Genomic DNA, 26,300 nt, shown 5'->3' with positions numbered 1-26,300 from the left:
ATCTCACCATACGTGGCAAGTCACGGCTGTGCGGCCGGGTCACCGCAACCCGGCCGCTCCGTCATGGCCCGCCCGGGTCAGTCGGTGGGCTCGAAGGTGGCGAACGCCGTGTCGCGCAGCGCCTTGCACTCCTTGCCGTCCCACTCGGACGCCTTGCAGCTGATCATGATCGAGAAGCCGTGGGTGGCGTCCGCCTTGAAGCCACGGTTGAGCACCCTGACCCGCATCCCCTGCTGGACGCGGGTGAACTCCCAGTCGGCGACGGTCGGGTAGCCGTTGTACTCGACCTTCTTTATCCCGATGTGCTGGTAGCCGTTGCTGAGGCTCTTGGCGCTCGCGACCGCTCCGGCCCAGGCCGCCGCCGCGTCGCTCCCGGGCGAGGAGTTGTAGTCGACCTGGACGCGCGGGAAACCGCCGCCGGCGTTGTAGATCGCACCCGAGTTCCGTCCCGCTATGGCGTCGAACCCGAAGTCCTCGGGCATCGCCATGGAGAAGTGGAACTTCTTGTTGGTGACCTTCTTGAACCCGGCGGGCAGCGCGTCGGGATCCGGGGCCGGGTCGCCGGTCTCCTGGGAGGGCGAGGGGTTCCCGGACGCCTGCCCCTTGTCCTCCCCCTGACCGTCCTTGCCGCCGTCCTCGGTGGCGTCGTCCTTGCCCGAGCCGCCGCCCGCGGGCTCGGTGCCGCCGGCGCCCGCGGCGCCGGCCGACGCGGAGCTGCCGCCCTTCGCCCCGTCGCCTTCACCGTCACCGCCTCCGAGGGTGAGCGCGAGGACCGTACCCAGGACGGCCAGCACGACGACCCCGGCAATGATCGCCAGTGTGCGGCGCGGCACGACGTCGGTGAGGGACGCACGGGCCTGGCCGGGCCGTCCGGCGGGACCGCCGACTGACGCCGAGGCCACCGTGGCGCCGGAGGCGCGCGAGGCCGCCGGGGACTTCGCGTTGCGCACGGCCTTCAGCGCGCCGCGCAGCCGGTCCCGGTTGCTCTCCGCGGTCGCGGGCTCGCCAGCGGCGGCCGCGCCGGAAGGCCGCCCCGCCGCGGCCGCCCCGGCGGCGGACACGCCACCTGCGGCCGCGGCGGCCGCGGGCCTCCCGGCGCCGCTCCCGGCCGCGCCCTTGTCCCGCTTGTCGCCGCTCCTGCCGCCCTTGGTGTCACCGGTCATCGGCAGCGCCATGACCTGGGTGCGCTCGGCCGGGGGCGTCACCGGAGTCTCGGGGGCGTTGATCACCGCGTTCAGCAGGACGCGTGCACCCGCGTCGTCCAGCCGCTGGTCGGGGTCCCTGGCCAGCAGGCCGTAGATGACCTCCTCCAGCGGGCCCGCGTGCTCCGGCTTCTCGACCGGTTCGGTCATCACGGCCGTCAGGGTGGCGATCGCCGAACCCTTGTCGTACGGCGGGCGGCCCTCGACGCTCGCGTACAGCAGTCCGCCCAGCGACCACATGTCGGCGGGCGGGCCCGGCTTGTGCCCCCGGGCGCGCTCGGGGGAGATGTAGGAGGGCGCGCCGACGAGCATGCCCGTCGACGTGACGGAGGGGTCGCCCTCGACCTGCGCGATACCGAAGTCGGTCAGGACGACCCGGCCGTCCTCGGAGATCAGCACGTTCGACGGCTTCACGTCCCGGTGCAGGATGCCCTCGCGGTGCGCGGAGCGCAGCACGTCGAGGATGGCCAGGCCGACCTCCGCGGCCCGCCTCGGGGTGAGCGTCCCGTCCTCCCGGATCACCTCGGCGAGGGACTTGCCCTCGATGAGTTCCATGACGATCCACGGCCGGTCGTCCTCGTCGACGACGTCGTAGACCGTCACCGCGCTGGTGTTGCGGATCCTCGCGATCGCCTTGGCCTCACGCAGGGTGCGCGTGATCAGACGGCGCTTCTCGTCCTCGTCGATCGAGGACGGAAACCGCAGTTCCTTGACCGCGACCGTGCGCCCCAACGTCTCGTCCGCAGCACGCCAGACCGTGCCCATGCCACCCCGGCCGAGCACATCCCCGAGCCGGTAGCGCCCCGCGAGGAGGCGCCCGTCCTTGTCCCGTTGGGGCTCCTGTGCCTGCTCCGCCTCCGACATGCGTCCCCTCTGCGATCAACCCGCCCTGGCAGAGCGTCCATTGTCCCTCACCCCGGGACCGGTCATGGTGCCGGGTCCGGGGTGGGCCATGATGTGGCCGGAGGAGGGAACCCCCCGCCATGCCGATTTCCAGGGCGCTGCTCGTCGCCCCACTGGTGTTGTGCTTGCTCGCACTGGGATCCACCAGCCTGCCCAGCGAACCACACCTCACGCCCGCATCGTCCTACCTCCCCCGGCTCGTCGTCGAGGGCCGCGCCCCGGCGGCCGCCTTTCTGGCACGTCGCAACCCCCGTGGACACGGCGGTCTCTACGACTCCGCGGGGACCGGGATCCATGCCGCCGACCGCTTCCGGGCGGGCAGCATCACGAAGTCCTTCGTCGCGACGGTCGTCCTCCAACTCGCCGCGGAGGGCGAACTCGGGCTGGACGACAGCGTCGAGGACCACCTGCCGGGCGTCGTCCACGGCCACGGGAACTCCGGCGCCCTCATCACCCTGCGCGCCCTGCTCACCCACACCAGCGGCCTCTACGACTACATGGCGGCCCTGCCCGTCACCGACCCCGCCCTCACGGGTGCCGCCGGCCCGTCCGCCCAGTCCCTGAGCCCCGCCGCCGCCGTCCGCATCGCGGTCGCCCACCCTCCGGCCGCCGCACGCGGGTCGTACGCCTACTCCAGCACCAACTACGTCCTTCTCGGCATGATCGTCGAGCGCGTCACCGGACACGCGTACGGCACCGAGATCAGGCGGCGCGTCATCGTCCCGCTCGGGCTGACCGGCACGTCCCTGCCCGGCGCCCGCAGCACCCTGCCCCTCCCCCACGCGCGCGCCTACCACCGCTCGGGGGACGGGACGCTGCGCGACGTCACGTCCATCGACCCGCGCATCGCCGGGGCCGCGGGGGAGATCGTCTCCACTCTGGACGACCTCGACCGCTTCTACGCGGCGCTGCTGGGCGGACGGCTGCTGCCGCCCGCCCAGCAGTCCGCGCTGCTCGACACCCGGACCGCGGGCGGCGCTTACGGCATGGGGATCCACCCGCAGGAACTCTCCTGCGGCACGACCGTCTGGGGTCACGGCGGACGCATCACGGGGAGTCGCGTCCGGGCCGCCGCGACCCGCGACGGGCGGCACGTCTTCACCTTCCGGGTCAACACGGACTTCCCGGGCGGCCGACGGCTGGAAACGGCACTCCTGGAAGCGGAGTTCTGCGCCCGGAGGCCCACCTGAGCCTCCGGGCGCGGCGCTCCCGCCGTCGCCGTCCGCCCGCCCCCTAGAGGGGCGAGATGTCGGGTGCTCCCAGCCGCGCGGCGTCCGCCGTCAGGTCGTCGGGCTGCCGCTGCGACTCCCTCTCGGCCTCCACGCGCTTGGTGTAGTGCTCCACCTCGCGTTCGACCTGGGCCGTGTCCCAGCCCAGGACGGGGGCCATCAGGTCGGCGCACTCACGGGCCGACCTGGTGCCCCGGTCGAACGTCTCGATGGAGATCCGGGTGCGCCGGGTCAGGACGTCGTCGAGGTGCCGGGCGCCCTCGTGCGAGGCGGCGTAGACGATCTCGGCCCGGAGGTAGTCGTCGGCGCCGGTCAGCGGTTCGCCGAGCGTGGGGTCCACCGCGACGAGCTCCAGGAGCTCCTCGGTCATGGAGCCGTAGCGGTTCAGCAGGTGCTCCACCCGGACCACGTGCAGTCCCGTCCGGGCCGCGAGCCTGGCGCGCGAGTTCCACAGGGCCTGGTAGCCCTCGGCGCCCAGCAGCGGGATGTTCTCCGTGACGCAGTCCGCGACCCGCTGGTCCAGCCCGTGCACGGCCTCGTCGACGGCGTCCTTGGCCATCACCCGGTACGTCGTGTACTTGCCGCCCGCCACGACGACGATGCCCGGTGCCGGATGCGCGACCGTGTGCTCACGGGACAGCTTGCTCGTGGCGTCCGACTCACCGGCCAGCAGCGGCCGCAGCCCTGCGTAGACCCCTTCGACGTCATCCCTGCCGAGCGGGGTGTTCAGCACGGAGTTGACGTGTTCGAGGACGTAGTCGATGTCCGCGCTGGAGGCGGCCGGATGCGACTTGTCGAGGTTCCAGTCGGTGTCCGTGGTGCCGATGATCCAGTGCCGACCCCAGGGAATCACGAAGAGCACGGACTTCTCGGTCCGCAGGATGAGACCGGTCGTGGAGTGGATGCGGTCCTTGGGGACCACGAGGTGGACGCCCTTCGACGCCCGGACGTGGAACTGCCCGCGCTCCCCGATGAGGGCCTGGGTGTCGTCGGTCCACACACCGGTGGCGTTGACCACCTGCTTGGCCCGGATCTCGTACTCGCCGCCGCCCTCGACGTCCTCCACGCGCGCGCCCACGACCCGCTCGCCCTCCTTGAGGAAGGCGGTCACCCGCGCGCCGTTCGCCACGCGCGCGCCGTAGCTCGCGGCCGTGCGCACCAGGGTCGCGACGAAACGGGCGTCGTCCATCTGGGCGTCGTAGTACTGGAGGGCTCCGACCAGGGCGTCCTTGCGCAGGGCCGGAGCGACCCGCAGCGCGTGGCGGCGCGTGAGGTGCCTGTGCACGGGCAGTCCCCGCCCATGGCCGGAGGACACCGACATCGCGTCGTACAGGGCGACGCCCGAACCGGCGTACAGCCGCTCCCAGCCCTTGTGCTGCAACGGGTAGAGAAAGGGCACGGGCTTCACGAGGTGCGGCGCGAGCCGCCCCAGCAGCAGCCCTCGCTCCTTGAGCGCCTCGCGGACCAGTGCGAAGTCGAGCATCTCCAGATAGCGCAGCCCGCCGTGGATCAGCTTGCTCGACTTGCTGGACGTGCCGGAGGCCCAGTCGCGCCCCTCGACCAGACCGGTCGAAAGCCCTCTCGTGGCCGCGTCCAATGCGGTTCCGGCGCCGACCACGCCCGCTCCCACGACCAGCACGTCCAGTTCGCGCTCGGCCATCGCGGCCAGCGCCTCGGTGCGCTCCGCGGGTCCCAGTGTCGCTGTCCTCACTGCTGCCTCCCGGTATTCCCGGTGGATCGGGGTGCCACGGCACGGAGAGCGGGTCCGGCCGGGGGGCCGGGCGCCCGTGCCCACCCTTCGATTCTGTCCGCGGTCCGCGACTTCAGCCACCGCCTGTGGACAACACCCGGCTCACGCGACCCACGGAATGCGACATATAGGTCATATTTAAGCCTAGTCTGACATAGCGCTGTCCCCAGCAGTTGCACTCCCCGCCTCTTGGTCTTAGGGAAAGGACGGCTCTCCCCATGCCCGCAGACCTCGCTGTCATCGGACTCGGCCATCTCGGCCTGCCCCTCGCCCAGGCGGCCGTCGGCGTCGGGATCCACACCGTCGGCTACGACACGGACCCCAGGCCCTTCACCGAACTCTCGGCCGGCCGTACGCCGGTCGAGGGATCCCTCAGCGCCTCGGACATCCGCAGGATGGTCGCGGGCGGCTTCCGGCCCACCGCGGACCCGGCCGAGCTGGGCCGCGTCCGCACCGCCGCGATCTGCGCCCCCACGCCGCTCGGGCCGGACCGCATGCTCGACCTCAGCGCCGTCACCGACGCGGCCCGCGCGCTCGCGGCCCGGCTGCGGCCCCACACGACCGTCCTGGTGGAGTCGGCGGTGCCACCGGGCACCACGGAGAACGTCGTCCGTCCGCTCCTGGAGGAGGGCTCCGGGCTGCGTGCCGGGCGCGACTTCCACCTCGCGCACTCCCCCGGCCGTCTCGACCCGGGCAGCCGCACCCACGTGTACGCCCACACCCCGAAGGTCATCGGCGGCCTCACCCCCGCGTGCACCGAGTCGGCGGCCGCCTTCTACGGACGGCTCACCGACAAGGTCGTACGGGCCAGGGGACCGCGCGAGGCGGAGATGACCAAGGTCCTCGAAACGAACTTCCGGCACGTCAACATCGCCCTCGTCAACGAGATGGCGGTGCTCTGCCACGACCTGGGCGTCGACCTCTGGGACGTCATCAGGTGTGCCGAGACGAAGCCGTTCGGCTTCCAGCCGTTCCGCCCCGGGCCCGGCGTCGGCGGCCACGGCGCGCCGGTCGACCCCGGCCACTTCCCGTACGACAGCCGCACGCCGGGGCACCCGTTGCGCATGGTCTCGCTGGCCAAGGAGATCAACGACCGGATGCCCGGCTATGTGATCCAGCGCTGCGCGACCCTGCTCAACGAGCACGGCAAGTCCGTACGGGGCGCCAGGGTCCTGCTGCTGGGCGTCACCTACAAGCCCGACCTCGCCGACCAGGAGGCCTCGCCCGCCCGCGAGATCGCGACCCGGCTGATGGACATGGGCGCGCAGATCGGTTACCACGACCCGCACGTCCTGGACTGGCGCGTGCGCGACCTACCCGTGGCACGGGCCGACTCGCTCTACGAGGCCGCCGCCGGGGCGGACCTGACGGTCCTTCTCCAGCACCACCGCACCTATGACCTCCAGGGCCTCGCGGTGAAGGCCCAGCTCCTCCTGGACACCCGGGGGGCGACCCCCGCCGGAGCGGCGCACCGGCTGTAGCCCTCCGGGTCCCTCGGTAATCCCATGGGCCGTGTCGGTGGCGGCTGCTAGCCTGCGGCGTCACTTCTCGCACAGCCGTGCGCATTGCCCCAGGGGGAGCACCACCATGACCCAGCCCGTACCGCCCAACCAGCCGCCGCAGCCGCCCGGCGGACAGCCCGTCAGCGGGAACCCGTACGCGGACCGGCCGGCGCCCACGGGCAATCCCTTCGCCGGACAGCAGCCCGGCACCCCTTCGGGCAACCCGTTCGCGGGCCAGGGCGGCATCCCGTACGCCCCCGTCCCGCCGCAGGCCCCGGCGCGCGGCAACGCGGGCCTCGGACTGCTGGTCGCCCTCGGCGCGGCGGTCGTCGCGGCGGTCCTCTACGGCGTGATCGCCGGTTCCATCGAGCGCGAGGTCGGCTACGCGGCGGTCGGCGTCGGCTTCCTGATCGGCTTCGCCGCGAGCAAGGTGGGCGGGCCGCTCCCCGTCATCGGCATCGGCGCCGCCGTCGTCTCCGTGGGTGCCGTCCTCCTGGGGCAGCTCGTCGGCATGGCGGTGATCGTCGCGGACCGGCAGGGGATCGGCTTCTCCGAGGTGTTCTTCGACCACTTCGGCGACCTCTTCAGCGCCTGGAGGACGACGTCCGACTTCATGACGTACGTCTTCCTCGCCCTGGGCCCCGTCGGCGCCTTCGCCGGGGCGCGCAAAGCCGGCTGACGGCTCGCACACGCAGGACGGCCCGGACCGTGGAAGTGGTCCGGGCCGTCCTGCGTAAGGAAGGTCAGCGGCGGTGCTGCGAGTCCGCCACCGTCACCTCGACCCGCTGGAACTCCTTGAGGTCGCTGTAGCCCGTGGTCGCCATCGCCCGGCGCAGGGCGCCGAAGATGTTCATCGAGCCGTCGGGGTTGTGCGAGGGGCCGGTGAGGACCTCCTCCGTGGTGCCCACGGAGCCCAGGTCGACCAGCTTGCCGCGCGGGACGTCCTCGTGGACGGCCTCCATGCCCCAGTGGCGGCCGCGCCCCGGCGCGTCCGTCGCACGGGCCAGCGGGGAGCCCATCATCACGGCGTCCGCACCACAGGCGATGGCCTTCGGAAGGTCGCCCGACCAGCCGACGCCACCGTCCGCGATGACGTGCACGTACCGGCCGCCGGACTCGTCCATGTAGTCACGGCGTGCGCCGGCGACGTCGGCGACCGCGGTCGCCATCGGGACCTGGATGCCGAAGACGTTGCGCGTGGTGTGCGCGGCGCCGCCGCCGAAGCCGACCAGGACACCGGCCGCGCCGGTCCGCATGAGGTGCAGGGCCGCCGTGTAGGTGGCGCAGCCGCCGACGATGACGGGGACGTCCAGCTCGTAGATGAACTGCTTCAGGTTGAGCGGCTCGGCGGCACCCGAGACATGCTCGGCGGAGACCGTCGTGCCGCGGATGACGAAGATGTCCACACCCGCGTCGACGACGGCCTTCGAGAACTGGGCGGTGCGCTGCGGCGAGAGCGCGGCGGCGGTGACGACACCGGAGTCGCGCACCTCCTTGATGCGCCGGCCGATCAGCTCCTCCCGGATGGGGGCGGAGTAGATCTCCTGGAGCCGCGGCGTGGCGGTCTCGACCGGCATCTCCGCGATCTCGTCGAGGAGGGCCTGCGGGTCCTCGTGCCGGGTCCACAGCCCTTCCAGGTTGAGGACACCGAGGCCGCCCAGCTCACCGATGCGGATGGCGGTCTGCGGGGAGACCACCGAGTCCATGGGCGCGGCCAGGAAGGGCAGCTCGAAACGGTAGGCGTCGATCTGCCAGGCGATCGAGACCTCCTTCGGGTCACGGGTGCGCCTGCTCGGCACTACGGCGATGTCGTCGAACGCGTATGCGCGCCGACCGCGCTTGCCGCGCCCGATCTCGATCTCAGTCACGATGATGTGGCCTTTCCTCTACGTCTGCGCTGACCAGTATCCCCGACACACACGTGAGGGGCGGTCCCGGGAACCCCGGTCCGCCCCTCACCTGCGCTGATGCCTTACTTCCTGCTGTAGTTCGGCGCTTCCACCGTCATCTGGATGTCGTGCGGGTGGCTCTCCTTGAGCCCGGCCGAGGTGATCCGGACGAAGCGGCCGTTGTCCTGGAGCTCCGGGACGGTCCTGCCGCCGACGTAGAACATCGACTGGCGGAGGCCGCCGGTGAGCTGGTGGACCACCGCGGAGAGCGGGCCGCGGTAGGGCACCTGGCCCTCGATGCCCTCGGGCACCAGCTTCTCGTCGGAGGCGACACCCTCCTGGAAGTAGCGGTCCTTGGAGTAGGAGCGCTGGTCGCCACGGGTCTGCATGGCGGCGAGCGAGCCCATGCCGCGGTAGGACTTGAACTGCTTGCCGTTGATGAAGAGCAGCTCGCCCGGGGACTCCTCGCAGCCCGCGAGCAGCGAGCCGAGCATCACGGTGTCCGCGCCGGCCACGAGGGCCTTGGCGATGTCACCGGAGTACTGCAGGCCGCCGTCGCCGATGACCGGGACGCCGGCCGCCTTCGCCGCGAGCGACGCCTCGTAGATCGCGGTGACCTGCGGGACGCCGATGCCGGCGACCACACGCGTGGTGCAGATGGAACCGGGGCCGACGCCGACCTTGATGCCGTCGACACCGGCGTCGATGAGCGCCTGGGCGCCGTCACGGGTGGCGATGTTGCCGCCGATGACGTCGACTCCGGAGGCGTTCGACTTGATCTTGGCGACCATGTCGCCGACAAGGCGGGAGTGGCCGTGGGCGGTGTCGACGACGATGAAGTCGACACCCGCCTCGACCAGCGCCTGGGCGCGCTCGAAGGCGTCACCCGCGACACCGACGGCCGCGCCGACGATCAGCCGGCCGCCCTTGTCCTTGGCGGCGTTCGGGTACTTCTCCGCCTTGACGAAGTCCTTGACGGTGATGAGGCCCTTGAGGATCCCGGCGTCGTCGACGAGCGGGAGCTTCTCGATCTTGTGGCGGCGCAGCAGCTCCATGGCGTCGACGCCGGAGATGCCCACCGTGCCGGTGACGAGCGGCATCGGCGTCATGACCTCGCGCACCTGGCGGGAGCGGTCCGACTCGAAGGCCATGTCGCGGTTGGTGACGATGCCGAGCAGCTTGCCCGCCGCGTCGGTCACGGGCACGCCGCTGATGCGGAACTTCGCGCAGAGCTCGTCCGCCTCGCGCAGGGTCGCGTCCGGGTGCACCGTGATCGGGTCGGTGACCATCCCGGACTCGGAACGCTTCACCAGGTCGACCTGGTTCGCCTGGTCGGCGATGGAGAGATTGCGGTGCAGGACACCGGCGCCGCCCTGCCGGGCCATGGCGATGGCCATGCGCGCCTCGGTGACCTTGTCCATCGCCGCCGAGAGCAGCGGGATGTTCACCCGCACGTTCTTCGAGATGTACGAGGCGGTATCGATCTGATCGGGCGCCATGTCGGACGCGCCGGGCAGCAGCAGCACGTCGTCGTATGTCAGCCCGAGCGTCGCGAATTTCTCGGGCACTCCGTCGACGTTTGCAGTCATGACACCTTCCCCAAATGGCCTTGATCGGTGCGGATGTCCATGCTAACGGCCTCGCGGGGTGTCTCATTCCACGAGCAAGATCACACCGGGTTTCTGTGGCTTCCCACAAGCGGAAGGGGATGCGCCGGAACCGTGCCCTACTGGCCCGCGAGTGCGCGCAGCCTGCTCAGCGCACGGTGCTGCGCGACACGGACCGCGCCGGGGGACATCCCGAGCATCTGTCCGGTCTCCTCGGCGGTCAGTCCGACCGCGACGCGGAGGACCAGCAGCTCCCGCTGGTTCTCCGGAAGGTTGGCGAGCAGCTTCTTGGCCCAGGCCGCATCGCTGCTGAGCAGGGCGCGTTCCTCGGGTCCCAGCGAGTCGTCGGGCCGCTCGGGCATCTCGTCGGAGGGCACGGCCGTCGATCCCGGGTGCCGCATCGCGGCGCGCTGGAGGTCGGCGACCTTGTGTCCCGCGATGGCGAAGACGAAGGCCTCGAAGGGTCTTCCGGTGTCCTTGTACCGCGGCAACGCCATCAGGACCGCCACGCAGACCTCCTGCGCGAGGTCCTCCACGAAGTGACGGGCATCACCGGGAAGCCTGTTGAGCCGGGACCTGCAGTAGCGCAGCGCGAGGGGGTGCACGTGGGCCAGCAGGTCGTGGGTGGCCTGCGCGTCGCCGTCGACGGCACGGTGCACCAGAGCACCGATCACCGTCGTCCCGTCCTCGCGCATCGGACCATGGTGCCTCGACACCGTCCGGTCCGATGCACCGCGTCCCGAGTTGTGCACCGAAGCGTTATCCGGGTGGTGCGGCGGAATGCCTCCGGCGTCGGCCTCCGAGGCCCCTCCGGCGGACGGTTCGACACCTCCGGCCGGCACCTCCGCACGGGCGGCCCGCGCGTCGGTCCGTACGCCGTCGGCGCTGCGAGCGGGTGCTCCAGCGTTCTGAGCGGGTGCGCCGGATGTCATGTCCTGCGCCCTCCCCTTCCGCTCGACCGAATGTCCCCCGCGGGGGCTCCACACTCAAGGATGCGGCATCGGCCGGGAAGCGTCACATACCGCTGGTGGGGAGGGCCCGGCCGCAGGTCCGCCGCCACCGCCGCCCCGTCCGCCGGCGTGCGGACGGGATCGCACGGCTACCGGCCGCGCGGCGGCCTCAGCGGACCAGGCCCCAGCGGAAGCCGAGCGCGACGGCGTGCGCCCGGTCCGAGGCCCCGAGCTTCTTGAACAGACGCCTGGCGTGCGTCTTCACGGTGTCCTCCGAGAGGAAGAGCTCGCGCCCGATCTCCGCGTTGGAGCGGCCGTGGCTCATGCCTTCGAGCACCTGGATCTCCCGTGCGGTGAGCGTCGGCGCCGCACCCATCTCGGCAGACCGCAGCCGGCGCGGGGCGAGCCGCCACGTCGGGTCGGCCAGCGCCTGGGTGACGGTCGCGCGCAGCTCCGCGCGGGAGGCGTCCTTGTGCAGATATCCGCGGGCACCGGCGGCGACCGCGAGCGCGACACCGTCCAGGTCCTCCGCGACGGTCAGCATGATGATCCGGGCGCCGGGGTCGGCGGAGAGCAGCCGCCGGACCGTCTCCACACCCCCCAGACCGGGCATGCGTACGTCCATCAGAATCAGATCCGAACGATCGGCCCCCCAGCGGCGGAGGACTTCCTCGCCGTTGGCCGCCGTCGTCACACGCTCGACGCCGGGCACGGTCGCAACCGCGCGGCGGAGCGCTTCTCGGGCAAGCGGGGAGTCGTCGCAGACGAGGACGGATGTCATGACCGCCCTCCGAAGCTGATGCACGTCACCTTGAGCCTCCAGGCTGATACAAGTCGTCACCTGAGCGGTCGACCCCCTCGGACATCTGCCCGAGCTCGTTCTCCGTCAACCGCTTCCCCTTCATCAACGACGGTCACTCGAAAGAGTTACGGGCCGAAGCGCCCGGTTCGGCACTCTAAGTGAGGGCCCGCACACGGAGCAGAGCGACACGGGATCACCCACCCTCCGGCAGGCCGCTCATCCGTTGACCTGCCCCATTTAGCGGGTTTTCTTCCCTTTTGCTGGCGTCTGCGGCTAGATTCGCAAGAAGTCATATTTACATCTACTAACACCGTAGATGTACGGTCGGGACTCAGGTCACCGACGAGCACCAACGGTCGAGGAAGCCGATTCCGACTCAGCAAGGTTTCGAGGGGACACGCAATGGCAGATTTCTCCCGCCTTCCAGGACCCAACGCGGATCTGTGGGACTGGCAGCTGCTGGCCGCCTGCCGCGGGGTCGACAGCTCACTCTTCTTCCACCCCGAAGGGGAACGCGGAGCGGCCCGGAGCGCCCGTGAGACCTCGGCGAAAGAGGTCTGCATGCGCTGCCCGGTACGCGCCGAGTGCGCCGCGCACGCGCTCGCGGTACGGGAGCCCTACGGCGTGTGGGGCGGCCTGACCGAGGACGAGCGCGAGGAGCTCATGGGGCGCGCCCGCAACCGGCTGATCTCCGCCCACTCCGCGCCGTCCGAAGGGTCGGACCCCTCCTGACACCCAGCGGGCCCGATCGAACGCAGAAACGTTTTTCCTTCACACCCGGTGCACCCCTCCGCGGGCGTGCGCCGGCCCTCGGGCGTGCGCCGGGCAGCAGACCGCGGTGCGCCCGTCAGCGTGCGGCCGCCGCGGACAGCTGGTCCAGGGTCGCCGCCACGGCGGGGACCCGGGCGAGGTCGGGGAGGGTGAGGGCGACGATCTCCCGCTCGACGGCCGGCTCCACCGTCACCGTGCGCGCCCCCTTGATCCGCACGGACTCCAGGGCCAGCTCGGGCAGCACGGCGATGCCGAGACCCGCCCCGACCAGGCCGACCACCGCCGGGTAGTCGTCGGTGGCGAAGTCGATCCGGGGGGTGAATCCGGCCTCCTCGCAGACTTCGACCAACTGGCGCCTGCAGCGGGGACAGCCGGCGATCCACGGCTCCTCCGTCAGCTCACCGATGTCCACCGCGCGGGTCCCGGCCAGCCGGTGTCCCTCGGGAACGAGGCCGATCAGCCGGTCCGTGAGCAGCGGACGCACGACCAGGTCGTCCCATTCGCCGCCGGTGGTGCCGTAGCGGAAGGCCAGGGCGATGTCGACGTCACCGTCGCGCAGCATTTCCACCGAGCGGGGCGGCTCGGCCTCCACGAGCGACACCTGCGTGCCGGGGTGCGCGGCCCGCAGCGCGGCCAGGGCGCCGGGAACCAGGGTGGAGCTGCCGCTGGGGAAGGAGACGAGCCGGACGCGGCCCGCACGGAGACCGGCGATCGCGGCGACCTCCTCCTCGGCGGCGGTGAGCCCGGCGAGGATGCCCGACGCGTGGCGCACCAGCGCCTCGCCCGCCTGGGTCAGCCGCATCTCCCGTCCCGTACGGATCAGGAGGGGGGTGCCTGCCGAGCTTTCCAGTGCCTTCATCTGCTGGCTGACGGCGGGCTGGGTGCAGCCGAGATCGCGCGCGGCGGCGGAGAACGATCCGCTGGTGGCCACGGCGCGCAGGACACGGAGATGACGGGCTTCGATCACACCTCAACCATAAGCGACGCTTGCATGATGATCTGATAAATCATGAGCGGCTTTGAGTACCGCACGGTTACCGTGTACGCCATGAAGGTGCTCACCGTGAACCTCGGCCGCCCCACCCCCTCGTCGCACACCGACTCGGCCTCGGGGCTGACCGGGATCGGCAAGCAGCCGGCCGACGCGCCGGTGCGGGTCTCCGACCCCGGTCCCAGGGGCAGCGGCGGCAGCGGCCTCGCCGGGGACGCCGTGTGCGACCTCCGGCACCACGGCGGCACGGACCAGGCGGTCTACGCGTACGCCCGCGAGGAGCTCGACGCCTGGGAGGAGACGCTCGGCAGGCCCCTGCCCAACGGTGCGTTCGGCGAGAACCTGACGACGTCGGGCGTCGTCGTCAGCCACGCCAGGATCGGGGAGCGCTGGCGGGTCGGCGGGGAACTGGTCCTGGAGGTCACGTCGGGCCGCATCCCGTGCCGGACCTTCGCCGGGCACATGGGAGAGCGCGGCTGGGTGAAGCGGTTCACCCACGAGGCCGCCACGGGCGCGTACCTGCGCGTGATCACGCCGGGGACGATCCGTGCGGGCGACGCCGTGGAGATCGTGCACCGCCCGGACCACGACATCACCGCCGCCCTGGAGTTCAGGGCGACGACCACGGAACGCACCCTGCTGCCGCGCCTGCTCGCCGCCGGTGACGCGCTGCACGGGGAGACGCTGCGGGCCGCGCGGGCCTACCTGGCCAAGAACGGCCCCGCCCCCGCCGAGGGCGCCCCCGCGTCCTAGGGTCCTCCGTTCGGACCGGGCTGGACCTGGCGGCGGGGTCCGCTCCCCGGGCTGGTCGGTGGGACCCCCGTGCGGGGCACTAACGTGCCGCTCATGACGACTGCACTGATTACGGGCGCGACGGCGGGGATCGGGGCCGCCTTCGCACGGCGGCTCGCGCGTGACGGACACAACCTGGTGCTGGTGGCCCGTGACACGGAGCGGCTGCGGACCCAGGCGACGGAGTTGCACGACCGGCACGGCATCGAGGCCGAGGTGCTGACGGCCGACCTGTCCACGGACGCCGGTATCGAGGCGGTCGAAGCGCGACTGACGGACCGTCACAGCCCGGTCGACCTCCTGGTCAACAACGCCGGCTTCGGCAACAAGGGCCGCTATCTCGACGTCTCCGTCGCCGACGAGCTGACGATGCTCAAGGTCCACTGCGAGGCGGTGCTGCGCCTGACCTCGGCCGCGACGGGGCCCATGCGCGAGCGCGGCCGCGGCGGTGTGGTCAACGTGGCCTCCGTGGCGGCCTTCCTCCCCCGGGGGACGTACGGGGCGTCGAAGGCGTGGGTCGTGCAGTTCACCCAGGGTGCCGCGAAGGACCTGGCGGGTTCGGGCGTCCGCCTGATGGCGCTGTGCCCCGGCTTCGTGCGGACCGAGTTCCACCAGCGGGCCGGGATGGGCACGGGCGACATCCCCGGCTGGATGTGGCTCGACGCGGACAAGCTGGTGACCGCCGCGCTGGCCGACCTGGCCCGGGGCAGGTCGGTGTCCGTCCCGGACCCGCGGTACAAGACGCTGATGGGGCTGGTGAAGCTCGCGCCCCGGAGCCTTCTGAGCGGCGTGACCACCCGCGCGGGGCGCACGTACGGCCCGAAGTAGCCCGGCCCGGCCGTCGCCGCGGGTCACCGGCACGACGGCGGGCGCACCGAGGCCCGGTGCCCCCGCGACGGGGGTACCGGGCCTCGGCGGTGTACGGGACCGTACTAGTGCGAGTGGCCGTGGCCGCCGTGACCGGCGTCGGCCTCCTCCTCGGCCGGCTTCTCGACGACCAGGGTCTCGGTCGTGAGCAGCAGCGACGCGATGGACGCGGCGTTCTCCAGGGCGGAGCGGGTGACCTTGACCGGGTCGATGACGCCGGCCTTGACCAGGTCGCCGTACTCGCCTGTCGCGGCGTTGAAGCCCTGACCCTTGTCCAGGTCGGAGACCTTGGAGGTGATCACGTAGCCCTCGAGGCCCGCGTTCTCCGCGATCCAGCGGAGCGGCTCGACGGCGGCGCGGCGCACGACCGCGACACCCGTGGCCTCGTCGCCGGTCTTGCCGAGGTTGCCCTCGAGGACCTTGACGGCGTGGACCAGAGCGGAGCCACCACCGGAGACGATGCCCTCCTCGACCGCGGCGCGGGTCGCGGAGATGGCGTCCTCCAGACGGTGCTTCTTCTCCTTGAGCTCCACCTCGGTGGCGGCACCGACGCGGATCACGCACACGCCGCCGGCCAGCTTCGCGAGGCGCTCCTGGAGCTTCTCGCGGTCCCAGTCGGAGTCCGTGGACTCGATCTCGGCCTTGATCTGGTTGACGCGGCCCTTGACGTCGGCGGAGTCGCCGCCGCCGTCGACGATGGTCGTGTCGTCCTTGGAGACGGTGACGCGGCGGGCGGTGCCCAGCACGTCCAGACCGGCCTGGTCGAGCTTGAGGCCGACCTCCTCGGCGATGACGGTCGCACCGGTGAGGGTGGCGATGTCGCCGAGCATGGCCTTGCGGCGGTCACCGAAGCCGGGGGCCTTCACCGCGACGGCGTTGAAGGTGCCACGGATCTTGTTGACGACGAGGGTGGAGAGCGCCTCGCCCTCGACGTCCTCGGCGATGATCAGGAGCGGCTTGGAGGCGCCGGCCTGGATGACCTTCTCCAGCAGCGGGAGCAGCTCCTGGATGGAGCCGATCTTGCCCTGGTGGATCAGGATGTACGGGTCGTCGAGGACGGCCTCCATACGCTCCTGGTCGGTCACCATGTACGGCGACAGGTAGCCCTTGTCGAAGGCCATGCCCTCGGTGAACTCGAGGTCCAGACCGAAGGTGTTGGACTCCTCGACGGTGATGACGCCGTCCTTGCCGACCTTGTCCATCGCGTCCGCGATGAGCTCGCCGACCTGCGGGTCCTGCGCGGAGAGCGCGGCCACGGCGGCGATGTCGGCCTTGTCGTCGATCGGGCGGGCGGTCGCGAGGAGCTCCTCGGACACGGCCTTCACGGCGGCGTCGATGCCCTTCTTCAGGGCGGCCGGGGAGGCACCCGCGGCGACGTTGCGCAGACCTTCGCGGACGAGGGCCTGGGCGAGCACGGTGGCGGTGGTGGTGCCGTCACCGGCCACGTCGTTGGTCTTGGTCGCCACCTCCTTCACCAGCTGGGCACCGAGGTTCTCGTACGGGTCGTCGAGCTCGACCTCGCGCGCGATGGTGACACCGTCGTTGGTGATGGTGGGGGCGCCGAACTTCTTGTCGATGACGACGTTGCGGCCCTTGGGGCCGATCGTCACCTTCACCGTGTCGGCAAGCTTGTTGACGCCGCGCTCAAGGGCGCGACGGGCGTCCTCGTCGAACTTCAGGATCTTCGCCATGGGCTGAGCTGTCCTCTCAAACGAACTGCGCCCCTCGCCGCCCGGCTAGTGATTTCGCAGGGGGCCAGGGGCGCAGAACGGAAGCAAACGTTAAGTGAATTACTTCTCGACGATCGCGAGAACGTCGCGGGCCGAAAGGACGAGGTACTCCTCGCCGTTGTACTTCACCTCGGTGCCGCCGTACTTGCTGTACAGGACGACATCGCCGGTCTTGACGTCGAGCGGAAGGCGCTCGCCGTTCTCGAAGCGGCCCGGGCCCACGGCCAGGACGACGCCCTCCTGGGGCTTCTCCTTGGCGGTGTCCGGAATGACCAGGCCGGAAGCCGTGGTCTGCTCGGCGTCGAGCGGCTGGACCACAATGCGGTCCTCGAGCGGCTTGATCGCAACCTTGGAGCTGGTGGTCGACACGATCCGGTCTCCCCCTTCGGAGATCTCACGGGGTTTAACAGTCTGTGGGTGGCGACCGGGCCGATCCGTCGTCGCGGGTGCCGGACCTGTCCTGTCGCGCGGTTGTGCTGGCACTCTCCATCGGTGAGTGCCAGCACAGAGACTATGGCCGCGATTAGCACTCGGTCAAGCGGAGTGCCAATTCACCACCCGCGCGTGGCGTCGCGGGACCGCTCACGCCCGGACAACGCGGGAGACCACCGCGGTGTTCCGGCGGCACGCCGTCCCGCCGGCCCCTCCGCACCCCCGGTCACCGGAGACCCGGACCCCTGACCGCCCGACCCGTCAGACGTAGTCCTCCAGCCTGGCCACGGCGTAGCCCTTGTCCGTGATCGTCTTCATGACGCGGCGGATCATGTCGGCCATGGACCCCTCCCAGTCCTCGCGCCCGCGGAAGTGGGTGAGGACGATGTCGCCGGGGTGCAGGTCCTGGTCCCACTCGCGCCACTCCATGTGGTCGGGGAACGCCTCGGCCGCCCACAGCGGGACGGCCTTGATGCCGCAGGACTTCGCGACCCGCAGGGTGTCGCCGTTGTAGTTGCCGTACGGCGGCCGGAAGAGGGTGGGCCTCTTCCCGAAGTACCTCTCGATCTTGTCCTGCTCGCCGCAGATCTCCCGCCGCTGCTCGGACTTCGAGAGGCCGGGGAGATAGCGGTGGTTCAGCGTGTGGTTGTTGAGGGTGACTCCGCGGGCCTGCATGTCCTTGAAGTAGCCGTAGTCGTCGCTCACCACGTAGTCGCTGAGGAAGGCGCTGTAGGGGATCTTCAGCTCCGTCATCATGCGCAGGAGTTCGGGGTCCTTCTCCGCGCCGTCGTCCATCGTCAGGAAGACGATCCGCTCCTTGGTGGGCACGGTGGTGAAGACGGGGGGCAGCGTCTCCCCTCCCTCCACCTCGAAGCCCTCGCGAGTGGTGATGCGCGGCTTCCGGGCGGGCGGCGCCGGGGCGACGAGCGGGACCTTCGCCAGACCCCACTTCTTCGCGACCGCGGCCCTGGCGGCCTGCTTCCGCTTCAGGAGCTCGGCACGCGCGGCGGCCGCGGCGGCGGGCCCCGGCCGGGCGGCGGCTCCGGGCTGCCCGGCGGCCGGCTTCCCGTGGTCCGCGGTCTTCCCGCCCGTACTCGCACACCCGGAGGCGACGGCGGCGGCCAGCAGAGCGGCCAGGACGGCGCAAGCCGGTCTGTACCGCTTCACGGCAGATTCTTCTTTTTGTCGTACTAGCTGCATGGCGCCGCATCCTGCCAGCAGCGCCCCGGCCGCCTCCGGCGACACCTCCACCGGGCCCGCCGCGTCCCCCGGCTGGCTCACAATGGATCGTGTGAACGCCCTTCCCCCCGCCGACCAGGCCGACCAGCTCGCCTCCTTCGCCGCCCTGCGCACCCCTCGGGGGACGGCGCTCCTGGAGGAGCTCCGCGACCACGACCCCGCCCGGGAACTGGCGACGGCGACCCGGCTGCGGCGCTCCCACCCCGCCGGCCTGGTGTCGGCGGCACTCGGCCAGGCGCGGCTGCGGCAGCGCGCGGTGGCGAAGTTCGGGGCGGAGGACGCGTTCCGCATGTTCTTCACCCCGCACGGCGTGGAGCAGGCCACCCGCACCTCCGTCGCCTCCTACCGCGCGGAGCGGTTCGCGGAGCGCGGGGTGCGGAGTGTGGCCGACCTGTGCTGCGGGATCGGTGGTGACGCGATCGCCATGGCCCGCGCGGGCATCGCGGTCCTGGCGGTGGACCGCGACCCGCTGACGGCTCTCGTGGCCCGCGCCAACGCGGAGGCCCTCGGCCTCCAGGAGCTCGTCGAGGTGCGGTGCGCGGACGTCACGGAGATCGACACCTCGCCCTACGACGCGGTCTTCGTCGACCCGGCGCGGCGGGGCGGCCGCGGCCGGATCTTCGACCCGGAGGCATACTCTCCGCCCCTCTCCTGGGCGACGGAGGCCGCGCTGAAGGCCCCCCGCGCAGCGCTGAAGATCGCCCCCGGCGTCCCCCACGAGGCGATCGGGCCGCAGGCCGAGGCCGAGTGGATCTCGGACGGCGGGGACGTGAAGGAGGCCGTGCTCTGGTTCGGCGAGGGCTTCACGCCCGGCGCCTACCGGGCCACCCTGCTCCCGTCGCGCACGACGCTCGCCTCCGACGGCCCGCTTCCCGCCCCGCCGGTCGGCCCCGTCGGCCGGTATCTGTACGAGCCCGACGGCGCCGTCATCCGCGCGCACCTCGTCGCCGACATCGTCGAGCGGTGCGGCGGCAGGCTGATCGACGAGACGATCGCGTACGTCACGAGCGACGTGCCGTACGCGTCCGAGACCACGGCCGCGTACGAGATCACCGATCAGCTGCCCTTCAACATGAAGAAGCTCAAGGCACTGCTGAGAGAGCGTCAGGTCGGCGTGCTGACGGTCAAGAAGCGCGGCTCCGCGGTCGAACCCGAGGAACTGCGCCGGAAGATGAAGCTCCAGGGGCCGCACGCGGCCACGGTCTTCCTCACCCGGGTGGCCGGCGCCCCGACGATGCTGATCGGGCAGCCGGTCGGACGCGCCTGAGGGTCACCGGGGGGCCTCTCCGGTCCTCGTGCCCGCCGGTGGCCGGCTCAGGTCAGGTCAGTGGGTACGACGTGCGGCCGGACGCCTCGTCGATCTCGTCGTGCGCCTTGGTGAGCAGCTTCATCGCGAGCTCGTTCAGCGCGCGAGCACCGGCGATCTCCTCGCCCACCCGTGGCTGCTCCGCGTCGGAGGGGTGACGGCTGGCGTATCCGTGGGCCCGTACCTCGGTCCCGTCGCTGAGCCGTACGAGGGCCGCCGCGCGGGTGCGGTGGGTGTCCTCCTCGAATTCCAGCTCGATATGCCATCCGACGGTGGTCTCCATCATGACGGTCACCTCCCGGATTCCCTGTCTCCAGGGTGCGCCCCTTCCCCCGCCCGCGCACGGCGTGGCCGGGGCTCAGGCGTCCCGGAGCGCCTGGATGTCCAGCTTCCGCATGCCCATCATGGCCTTCATCGCCCGTTCCGCACGGGCCCGGTCGGGACCGGCGAGCAGCTCCGGAAGCTCGCGCGGCACGATCTGCCAGGACAACCCGTACTTGTCCCTCAGCCATCCGCACTGGCTCTCCTCACCGGCTTCGGTGAACTTCTCCCACAGCCGGTCGACCTCCTCCTGGTCCGCGCAGTCCACGCTCAGCGAGACGGCCTCGTCGAAGGTGAACTGCGGGCCGCCGTTGAGGCCCACGTACTCCTGACCGGCGAGCACGAAGTCGACGGTCAGCACCGATCCGGCGAGTTCCGACCCCTCGGGCCAGCGGGTGACGTTCTCGATGCGGGAATCACCGCCGAAGACCGAGACGTAGAAGGCGGCCGCTTCCTCCGCCTGGTCGTCGAACCACAGACAGGGCCTGATCTTCTGCATGACCTTCTCCTCCACTCGCCGCGCCGCTTCTCCGGACGCTGTGCAAGGTAGACGGCGGCGGAGCCCGGAACTCATCGGGACACGCGCTCGGCGCGCGCGAGCGCGGCCCCGGGTCAGCCGACGGCCGGGCCGAGGGACTCGAAGCGCCACCGGTGGACGGCGCGGGTGATCAGCCCTGCGTCCGGCTCCGGCAGCTCCGGCAGTACGTCGTCGTACGCCGCGTCCCACCAGGTCAGGACGAGCACCCGGTCCTCGGGGGCCCGCAGCAGCTCGCTGCGCAGCGGCGGCCGGGGCAGCTCGGCCGCCCGCTCCCCGGCCCACTCCAGCAGCTCCGCGCCCCGGCCCTCGGTCGCGCGGGCCTCCCACATCAGGGCGACGGTCATGAGTAGAGGTTGTCCTTGCTGACCTCGTGGACGTGGTCATGGTCGTGGTCGTGGCTGTGCGACCCCGGCACGTGGGTCTCGGTGACGGGCAGCGAGGAGTCCGCGGACAGCTCCCAGTCCGAGGCGGGGCGGTTGCGCGCCACCATCTCGGCGCCGAGGGCGGCGACCATGGCACCGTTGTCCGTGCACAGTCCGGGCCTGGGGACCCGCAGCCGGATCCCCGCCTTCTCGCAGCGTTCCTCGGCGAGCGCCCGGAGCCGCGAGTTGGCCGCGACGCCGCCGCCGATCATCAGGTGGTCGACGCCCTCGTCCTTGCAGGCGCGGACGGCCTTGCGGGTGAGGACATCGACGACGGCCTCCTGGAAGGAGGCGGCGACGTCCCGTACGGGCACGTCCTCGCCGGCCGCGCGCTTCGCCTCGATCCAGCGCGCCACGGACGTCTTGAGCCCGGAGAAGGAGAAGTCGTACGCGGGGTCGCGCGAGCCGCTCAGTCCGCGCGGGAAGGCGATCGCCTTCGGGTCGCCCTCCCTGGCCAGCCGGTCGATGACCGGGCCGCCGGGGAAGCCGAGGTCGAGCACCCGGGCGATCTTGTCGAAGGCCTCACCGGCGGCGTCGTCGATGGTCGCGCCGAGCGGCCGCACGTCGTTGGTGATGTCCGGGGCCAGCAGCAGCGAGGAGTGTCCCCCGCTGACCAGCAGGGCCATCGTCGGCTCGGGCAGCGGGCCGTGCTCCAGCTGGTCGACGCAGATGTGCGAGGCCAGGTGGTTCACCCCGTACAGCGGCTTGTTCAGGGCGTAGGCGTAGGCCTTGGCGGCCGAGACCCCGACGAGCAGCGCCCCGGCGAGCCCGGGTCCGGCCGTGACCGCGATCCCGTCGAGGTCGCGGGCGCTGATCCCGGCGTCCTTCAGGGCGCGCTCGATGGTGGGGACCATCGACTCCAGGTGGGCGCGGGACGCGATCTCCGGGACGACACCGCCGAAGCGCGCGTGGGTGTCGACGCTGGACGCGACGGCGTCGGCGAGGAGCGTGGTCCCGCGCACGATGCCCACGCCGGTCTCGTCGCAGGAGGTCTCGATGCCGAGTACGAGCGGTTCGTCAGCCATCAGTCTGTCTCTGTTCCTTGTACGGTCAGGCGCATGACGAGTGCGTCGATGTTGCCCGGCTGGTAGTAGCCGCGGCGGAAGCCGATGGGTTCGAAGCCGAAGCGTTCGTAGAGCTTCTGCGCGCGGGTGTTGTCGACGCGGACCTCCAGGAGCACCGCGGTGCACTCGAAGGCGGTGGCGTGCCGGAGCAGGTCGGTCAGGAGCTCGGAGCCGAGGCCGCCGCCCCACTGGTCGCGGCTCACGGCGATGGTCTGGACGTCGGCGAGGTCACCGGCCGATGCCAGGCCCGCGTAGCCGACGATCCGGCCGTCGGGGTCCTCGGCGACGACGTAGCGGTGGGTGGCGCGGGGTCCGCGGGCGCGGGCGAGCTCCGACCAGAACATGCCGGCCGACCAGGCGTCGTCGGGGAACAGCTCGTGCTCCAGCTCCAGGACGGGGGCGATGTCCCACCACCGCATCTCCCGGAGCACAGCGGTCGCGGTGGTCACTTCGGGGTGACCACCTTGTAGTTCTTCGGGACCTGCGCGTCGGGCCTGCGCAGGTAGAGCGGCTGCGGCGGGAGCAGCCCGGTACCGGCGGCCAGCCGTTCGGCGGCGAGGGAGGCGAGGGCGCCGGCGGAGACGTGCTCGGGGCCCCGGGCGTCGGGGAACGCCTCCGGGTAGAGCAGTGCGCCGGCGCCGGCGACGGGCAGGCCGGCGAGCGAGTCGGCGATGTCGGCGGGGCGGTCGACCCCGGGCTCGCCCACGCGCGTGCGGACGTCGTCGTAGCGCGCCCAGTAGACCTCCTTGCGCCGCGCGTCGGTGGCGACGGCGAAGGGGCCTTCGATTCCGGAGGCGTGGGCGAGCGCGTCGAGCGTGCACACCCCGTGCACCGGGAGCGAGAGCGCGGACCCGAACGTCGCGGCGGTCACCAGGCCGACGCGCAGCCCGGTGTAGGGGCCGGGTCCGACGCCGACGGCGACGTCGGTGACGTCGTCGAGGGTCACCCCGGCCTCGGCGAGGACCCGGTGGACGGCGGGGAGCAGGAGTTCCCCGTGCCTCCGGGCGTCGACCTGGCCGGTCTCGGCGACGACGGAGGACCCGTCGTGGAGGGCGACGGTGACGGCGGGGGTGGCGGTATCCATGGCGAGCAGCAGCACACAAACAGCCTACGGCTCCGCCGACGCGGCCACGGCAGCCCGTTCGGCGTCCCGGTCCGCCCCTCCGCTGCTGGTAGCGTCCCCCGGGGAGGGGCGAGTACGACGTAAACGCTTGTACGACATGCGGCGAACGGCATCCGAAAGGGGACGTCAGGGTGGCTAGGAGCAGCTCGGGAATCGTGGCCGGGCTCACCGCCGCGGCGTTGGCCGTGGTCTGTTTCCTCGCCTACCAGGCGTCGGCGAACGCGCCCGACTCGGTCGTCGCCCCCTCGGCCCAGGCCTCCGGGCCGTCCGCGCAGCCCTCGGGGAAGCCCGACGCGTCGAAGCAGCCGCTGGCCGTTCCCGAGGACTCCGACACCGGAGCGCGCGTCGTGTACGCCCTGAAGGACCGCAGGGTGTGGATCGTCGGCGGCCAGGAGCAGGCGCTGCGGACCTTCACCGTCATGCCGAGCACTGTGGACCCGCTGCCCGGCGTGTACCAGGTGACCTCGCGCTCCGGCAGCATCAAGGGCTCGGACGGCGTCATGATCGAGCACGTCGTGCGCTTCGCGAACGTGGACGACGTGGCCATCGGCTTCAGTGCCGCCCAGGACAACTCGATGAAGAGGCCCGACCCCGCCGTCAAGACGGGCGGGGTGCGCATGAAGCGCACGGACGGGAACGCGATGTGGACGTTCGCCACGGTCGGCGCGAAGGTCGTCGTCGTCCCGTAGCCGAGAGGCACGGGCCGCGTCCGGCCGGGAAGATCCTAGGCGGCGTCGCGGTCCTCGCCCGGCCTCACCGGCTCCTCGTCCTCGCGGTCCTCGCGCGGCGGCGTGGAGACCGCCGTCGCGGCGGCGCAGGAGGCGAGCAGGTCCTTCATCGACACCGCGGAGGGCGACGGCGGCTCCGCCTGCGGCGACTGGGGCTGCACTTCACGCTCGGGTGCCGGCATGGATGCCTCCTCGGGCCTCGGTGAGAGATGTGGTTAGGTAGACCTAACTCATCCCTGTACCCCATGTGACCACGCCGGGGCTCCCCCGCGCAACATTTTACCGACGTCTTGTCGGAAAGCATTCCGCACCGGGCCGCTGCGCTCACCCGCGAGCCGCCGCCGGCACCCTCAGCGCGCCGCCAGTTCCGCGTGCAGCCGCGCCCAGCGCGCCCCGATCCCGACCAGGGTCACCGTGCGGCGCTCGTCGTCCGTGTCGCCGACCGCGCGGTCGATCACCACGCGCAGCCGGTCCTCGGAGAGGTCCTCGACCTTGCCGTCGCCCCACTCCACGACGATCACCGACTCGGGCAGCGACACGTCGAGGTCCAGGTCCTCCATCTCGTCGAGACCGCCGCCCAGCCGGTACGCGTCGACGTGGACCAGCGCGGGTCCGTCACCCAGCGGCGGATGGACCCGGGCGATCACGAAGGTCGGCGAGGTGACGGCGCCGCGCACACCGAGGCCCTCGCCGAGACCACGGGTCAGGGTGGTCTTGCCCGCGCCGAGCTCGCCGGTGAGCATCACCAGGTCGCCCGGGGCCAGCACTCCGGCGATCCGGCGGCCGAGGTCCTTCATCTCTTCGGGGGACTCCACGGCGAGAGCCAGGGTGACGGTGCCCGGTGCGGCGGTGCCGGTCGCCGGGCCGTAGTGCGCTGCTTCCATGCCGACCCACGTTAGAGGATCAGCGCGTCCCGGCCGGAACCGCTCCGATCCGTACCAGCAGGTCCGCGAGCCGGTCGGTGACCGTCTCCGGATGCTCCAGCATGACCAGGTGACCGGCGTCCGGCACGATGACCAGCTCCGCGTCCGGCAGCTGGTCCGCGATGGCCTCGCTGTGCGAACTGGGCGTGACCAGGTCCTTGTCGCCGGCCAGGATCAGGACCGGGAGACCGCTGAACGCGGGCAGCGCACCGCTCTTGTCGTGCTCGGTGAACGCCGGGTAGAACTCGGCGACCACGTCGATCGGGGTGGACTCGATGAGCCGCTCGGCGAACCGCGCGACGGCCGGGTCCACGTCCCGCGACCCGAACGAATAGCGCTTGATCAGCCCCGCGAACAGATCGGCGGTGGCCCGCCTGCCGCGCTCCACCAGCTCCGCCTGGGAGCCCAGCGCCTTCAGCACACCGGGCAGCACCCGCCGCACGGCGTTGACGCCCGCCACCGGCAGACCGAAGTTCACCTCGCCCAGCTTGCCGCTCGACGTGCCGACGAAGGCCACCGCGGCCACCCGGTCGCGGATCAGCTCCGGGTACCGGTCGGCGAGCGCCATTATCGTCATGCCGCCCATCGAGTGCCCGACCAGCACCAGCGGGCCCTCGGGCGCGGCGGCGTCGATGACCGCCTTGAGGTCACGGCCGAGCTGGTCGATGCCCACCGGCACCCCCTCGGCCTGCGCCCGGCCGCGCTCGGAGCGGCCGTGGCTGCGCTGGTCCCAGTGGACCGTGCGGACCAGTCCGCGCAGCGCCGCCCGCTGGAAGTGCCAGGAGTCCTGGCCCAGGCAGTAGCCGTGGCTGAAGACGACGGTGACGGCCGCCGGGTCCTTGCGGCCGAAGAGCCTGCGGCGGCGCGATCCGCTGCCCGCGGGGGCGCTCGCCCGGCTCGTGCCGCTGTCCGGTTCGGTCTCGTCGACCTCGTAGTACAGCTCCGTGCCGTCGTCGGCGACGGCACGGCCGGGCAGCCCGCGCAGGGATCCGTACGGGCCCGAGGCGTCCAGCGCGAGGCGGGCCTTCTTGCGCATGCCCCGGCCCACCGTGAGCCGCTCGACGGCGACGCCCGCGGCCGCGCCCGCGGCGATGACGCCTATCGCCGCCCCGGCGACGCCCGCCCGGCGCCAGCCGGCCGCCGCGACGGCCGCGGTCGCCATGACGTCCTCGGCGCTGGTCTCGCTCACCGTGCCGTGCTCCTTCGTCGTTGTCGTCGT

The 26,300-nt window shown here is 71.8% G+C and carries 27 protein-coding genes; 8 read left to right on the top strand and 19 right to left on the bottom strand.

Translation table 11 applies throughout. The features are described from left to right. Nucleotides 1-77 precede the first annotated feature (77 nt). Nucleotides 78-2,066, bottom strand: a complete 1,989-nt coding sequence (locus ACFYY2_RS06260; RefSeq protein WP_388737628.1) for a serine/threonine-protein kinase — start codon at nt 2,064-2,066, stop codon at nt 78-80. A gap of 119 nt (nt 2,067-2,185) precedes the next feature. On the opposite strand from ACFYY2_RS06260, the gene ACFYY2_RS06255 reads away from it, so the two are divergent. Beyond that, nucleotides 2,186-3,295, top strand: coding sequence for a serine hydrolase domain-containing protein (locus ACFYY2_RS06255; protein WP_388737625.1), 1,110 nt, complete (start codon nt 2,186-2,188; stop codon nt 3,293-3,295). 43 nt (nt 3,296-3,338) lie between these two features. Here ACFYY2_RS06255 and ACFYY2_RS06250 read toward each other — a convergent pair whose 3' ends face one another. After that, nucleotides 3,339-5,045, bottom strand: coding sequence for a glycerol-3-phosphate dehydrogenase/oxidase (locus ACFYY2_RS06250; RefSeq protein ID WP_388737622.1), 1,707 nt, complete (start codon nt 5,043-5,045; stop codon nt 3,339-3,341). 257 nt (nt 5,046-5,302) lie between these two features. Between ACFYY2_RS06250 and ACFYY2_RS06245 the strand changes: the two genes are divergently transcribed. Continuing rightward, nucleotides 5,303-6,565 (top strand): nucleotide sugar dehydrogenase, encoded by a 1,263-nt coding sequence (locus ACFYY2_RS06245; RefSeq protein ID WP_388737620.1) that lies wholly within the window; start codon nt 5,303-5,305, stop codon nt 6,563-6,565. Between the two features lie 106 nt (nt 6,566-6,671). Beyond that, nucleotides 6,672-7,265 carry a hypothetical protein gene (locus ACFYY2_RS06240; RefSeq protein WP_388737618.1) on the top strand — a complete coding sequence of 198 codons (594 nt, stop codon included), beginning with the start codon at nt 6,672-6,674 and terminating at the stop codon, nt 7,263-7,265. Between the two features lie 64 nt (nt 7,266-7,329). Here the strand turns inward: ACFYY2_RS06240 and ACFYY2_RS06235 are convergent, their stop codons facing one another. The 4 genes from ACFYY2_RS06235 to ACFYY2_RS06220 form a co-directional block, all read right to left on the bottom strand. Further along, nucleotides 7,330-8,454: a GuaB3 family IMP dehydrogenase-related protein gene (locus tag ACFYY2_RS06235; RefSeq protein ID WP_388737616.1), complete on the bottom strand. Its 1,125-nt coding sequence runs from the start codon at nt 8,452-8,454 to the stop codon at nt 7,330-7,332. 104 nt (nt 8,455-8,558) lie between these two features. After that, the gene (guaB, locus tag ACFYY2_RS06230) at nt 8,559-10,064 is read right to left on the bottom strand and encodes an IMP dehydrogenase (protein ID WP_388737613.1); all 1,506 of its coding nucleotides are present in this window, start codon (nt 10,062-10,064) and stop codon (nt 8,559-8,561) included. A 137-nt stretch (nt 10,065-10,201) separates the two neighbouring features. Further along, nucleotides 10,202-10,777 (bottom strand): sigma-70 family RNA polymerase sigma factor, encoded by a 576-nt coding sequence (locus ACFYY2_RS06225; RefSeq protein ID WP_030123887.1) that lies wholly within the window; start codon nt 10,775-10,777, stop codon nt 10,202-10,204. A gap of 424 nt (nt 10,778-11,201) precedes the next feature. Then, a complete protein-coding gene (locus ACFYY2_RS06220) occupies nt 11,202-11,813 on the bottom strand; it encodes a response regulator transcription factor (RefSeq protein ID WP_003948568.1) in 612 nt (203 codons plus the stop codon). Between the two features lie 423 nt (nt 11,814-12,236). Here ACFYY2_RS06220 and ACFYY2_RS06215 point away from each other — a divergent pair, with 423 nt between their 5' ends. Next, nucleotides 12,237-12,566 (top strand): WhiB family transcriptional regulator, encoded by a 330-nt coding sequence (locus ACFYY2_RS06215; protein ID WP_388737609.1) that lies wholly within the window; start codon nt 12,237-12,239, stop codon nt 12,564-12,566. Nucleotides 12,567-12,681: 115 nt separating this feature from the next. Here ACFYY2_RS06215 and ACFYY2_RS06210 read toward each other — a convergent pair whose 3' ends face one another. Further along, nucleotides 12,682-13,572: a LysR family transcriptional regulator gene (locus ACFYY2_RS06210; RefSeq protein ID WP_388737607.1), complete on the bottom strand. Its 891-nt coding sequence runs from the start codon at nt 13,570-13,572 to the stop codon at nt 12,682-12,684. Between the two features lie 81 nt (nt 13,573-13,653). On the opposite strand from ACFYY2_RS06210, the gene ACFYY2_RS06205 reads away from it, so the two are divergent. After that, nucleotides 13,654-14,349, top strand: coding sequence for an MOSC domain-containing protein (locus ACFYY2_RS06205; RefSeq protein ID WP_388738595.1), 696 nt, complete (start codon nt 13,654-13,656; stop codon nt 14,347-14,349). Nucleotides 14,350-14,442: 93 nt separating this feature from the next. Beyond that, nucleotides 14,443-15,216 carry an SDR family NAD(P)-dependent oxidoreductase gene (locus ACFYY2_RS06200; RefSeq protein ID WP_388737605.1) on the top strand — a complete coding sequence of 258 codons (774 nt, stop codon included), beginning with the start codon at nt 14,443-14,445 and terminating at the stop codon, nt 15,214-15,216. Between the two features lie 104 nt (nt 15,217-15,320). Here ACFYY2_RS06200 and groL read toward each other — a convergent pair whose 3' ends face one another. The 3 genes from groL to ACFYY2_RS06185 all read right to left on the bottom strand — a co-directional run bounded on the left by groL (nt 15,321) and on the right by ACFYY2_RS06185 (nt 18,617). Continuing rightward, a complete protein-coding gene (gene groL, locus ACFYY2_RS06195; protein WP_203182029.1) occupies nt 15,321-16,946 on the bottom strand; it encodes a chaperonin GroEL in 1,626 nt (541 codons plus the stop codon). A gap of 99 nt (nt 16,947-17,045) precedes the next feature. Beyond that, the gene (groES, locus tag ACFYY2_RS06190) at nt 17,046-17,354 is read right to left on the bottom strand and encodes a co-chaperone GroES (RefSeq protein ID WP_003966899.1); all 309 of its coding nucleotides are present in this window, start codon (nt 17,352-17,354) and stop codon (nt 17,046-17,048) included. Between the two features lie 324 nt (nt 17,355-17,678). Beyond that, nucleotides 17,679-18,617, bottom strand: coding sequence for a polysaccharide deacetylase family protein (locus ACFYY2_RS06185; RefSeq protein WP_388737603.1), 939 nt, complete (start codon nt 18,615-18,617; stop codon nt 17,679-17,681). Nucleotides 18,618-18,699: 82 nt separating this feature from the next. On the opposite strand from ACFYY2_RS06185, the gene ACFYY2_RS06180 reads away from it, so the two are divergent. Continuing rightward, nucleotides 18,700-19,923: a methyltransferase domain-containing protein gene (locus ACFYY2_RS06180; RefSeq protein ID WP_388738592.1), complete on the top strand. Its 1,224-nt coding sequence runs from the start codon at nt 18,700-18,702 to the stop codon at nt 19,921-19,923. A 52-nt stretch (nt 19,924-19,975) separates the two neighbouring features. Here the strand turns inward: ACFYY2_RS06180 and ACFYY2_RS06175 are convergent, their stop codons facing one another. From ACFYY2_RS06175 to tsaB, 6 genes are all read right to left on the bottom strand, one after another. After that, nucleotides 19,976-20,248 (bottom strand): DUF1876 domain-containing protein, encoded by a 273-nt coding sequence (locus ACFYY2_RS06175; protein WP_329208240.1) that lies wholly within the window; start codon nt 20,246-20,248, stop codon nt 19,976-19,978. 72 nt (nt 20,249-20,320) lie between these two features. After that, the gene (locus tag ACFYY2_RS06170) at nt 20,321-20,782 is read right to left on the bottom strand and encodes a VOC family protein (protein WP_388737600.1); all 462 of its coding nucleotides are present in this window, start codon (nt 20,780-20,782) and stop codon (nt 20,321-20,323) included. Between the two features lie 113 nt (nt 20,783-20,895). Next, on the bottom strand, nt 20,896-21,165 hold the full coding sequence (locus ACFYY2_RS06165; RefSeq protein WP_388737598.1) for a hypothetical protein: 270 nt from the start codon (nt 21,163-21,165) through the stop codon (nt 20,896-20,898). Beyond that, on the bottom strand, nt 21,162-22,268 hold the full coding sequence (tsaD, locus tag ACFYY2_RS06160; RefSeq protein WP_388737596.1) for a tRNA (adenosine(37)-N6)-threonylcarbamoyltransferase complex transferase subunit TsaD: 1,107 nt from the start codon (nt 22,266-22,268) through the stop codon (nt 21,162-21,164). The genes ACFYY2_RS06165 and tsaD overlap by 4 nt, the downstream gene beginning before the upstream one ends. Then, on the bottom strand, nt 22,268-22,756 hold the full coding sequence (gene rimI / locus ACFYY2_RS06155; RefSeq protein ID WP_388737595.1) for a ribosomal protein S18-alanine N-acetyltransferase: 489 nt from the start codon (nt 22,754-22,756) through the stop codon (nt 22,268-22,270). Before rimI ends, tsaD begins: the two co-directional genes overlap by 1 nt. Then, nucleotides 22,753-23,391, bottom strand: a complete 639-nt coding sequence (gene tsaB / locus ACFYY2_RS06150; RefSeq protein ID WP_388738589.1) for a tRNA (adenosine(37)-N6)-threonylcarbamoyltransferase complex dimerization subunit type 1 TsaB — start codon at nt 23,389-23,391, stop codon at nt 22,753-22,755. Before tsaB ends, rimI begins: the two co-directional genes overlap by 4 nt. A gap of 170 nt (nt 23,392-23,561) precedes the next feature. Between tsaB and ACFYY2_RS06145 the strand changes: the two genes are divergently transcribed. Then, nucleotides 23,562-24,119 (top strand): hypothetical protein, encoded by a 558-nt coding sequence (locus ACFYY2_RS06145; RefSeq protein ID WP_388737593.1) that lies wholly within the window; start codon nt 23,562-23,564, stop codon nt 24,117-24,119. Nucleotides 24,120-24,154: 35 nt separating this feature from the next. Here ACFYY2_RS06145 and ACFYY2_RS06140 read toward each other — a convergent pair whose 3' ends face one another. The 3 genes from ACFYY2_RS06140 to ACFYY2_RS06130 all read right to left on the bottom strand — a co-directional run bounded on the left by ACFYY2_RS06140 (nt 24,155) and on the right by ACFYY2_RS06130 (nt 26,270). Then, entirely contained in the window at nt 24,155-24,340 is a 186-nt protein-coding gene (locus ACFYY2_RS06140; protein ID WP_388737591.1) for a hypothetical protein, read from the bottom strand. Nucleotides 24,341-24,508: 168 nt separating this feature from the next. Then, nucleotides 24,509-25,042, bottom strand: a complete 534-nt coding sequence (gene tsaE / locus ACFYY2_RS06135; RefSeq protein WP_388737588.1) for a tRNA (adenosine(37)-N6)-threonylcarbamoyltransferase complex ATPase subunit type 1 TsaE — start codon at nt 25,040-25,042, stop codon at nt 24,509-24,511. Between the two features lie 19 nt (nt 25,043-25,061). Beyond that, complete coding sequence (locus ACFYY2_RS06130; RefSeq protein WP_388737586.1) at nt 25,062-26,270, bottom strand: alpha/beta fold hydrolase; 1,209 nt, start codon at nt 26,268-26,270, stop codon at nt 25,062-25,064. Nucleotides 26,271-26,300 lie beyond the last annotated feature (30 nt).

The organism is Streptomyces sp. NPDC001822, assembly GCF_042892135.1.
In the GTDB taxonomy this organism is placed as follows: Bacteria; Actinomycetota; Actinomycetes; order Streptomycetales; family Streptomycetaceae; genus Streptomyces.
The sequence above is the reverse complement of the archived record's forward strand: the minus strand, read 5'-3'. Positions and strand labels throughout refer to the sequence as shown.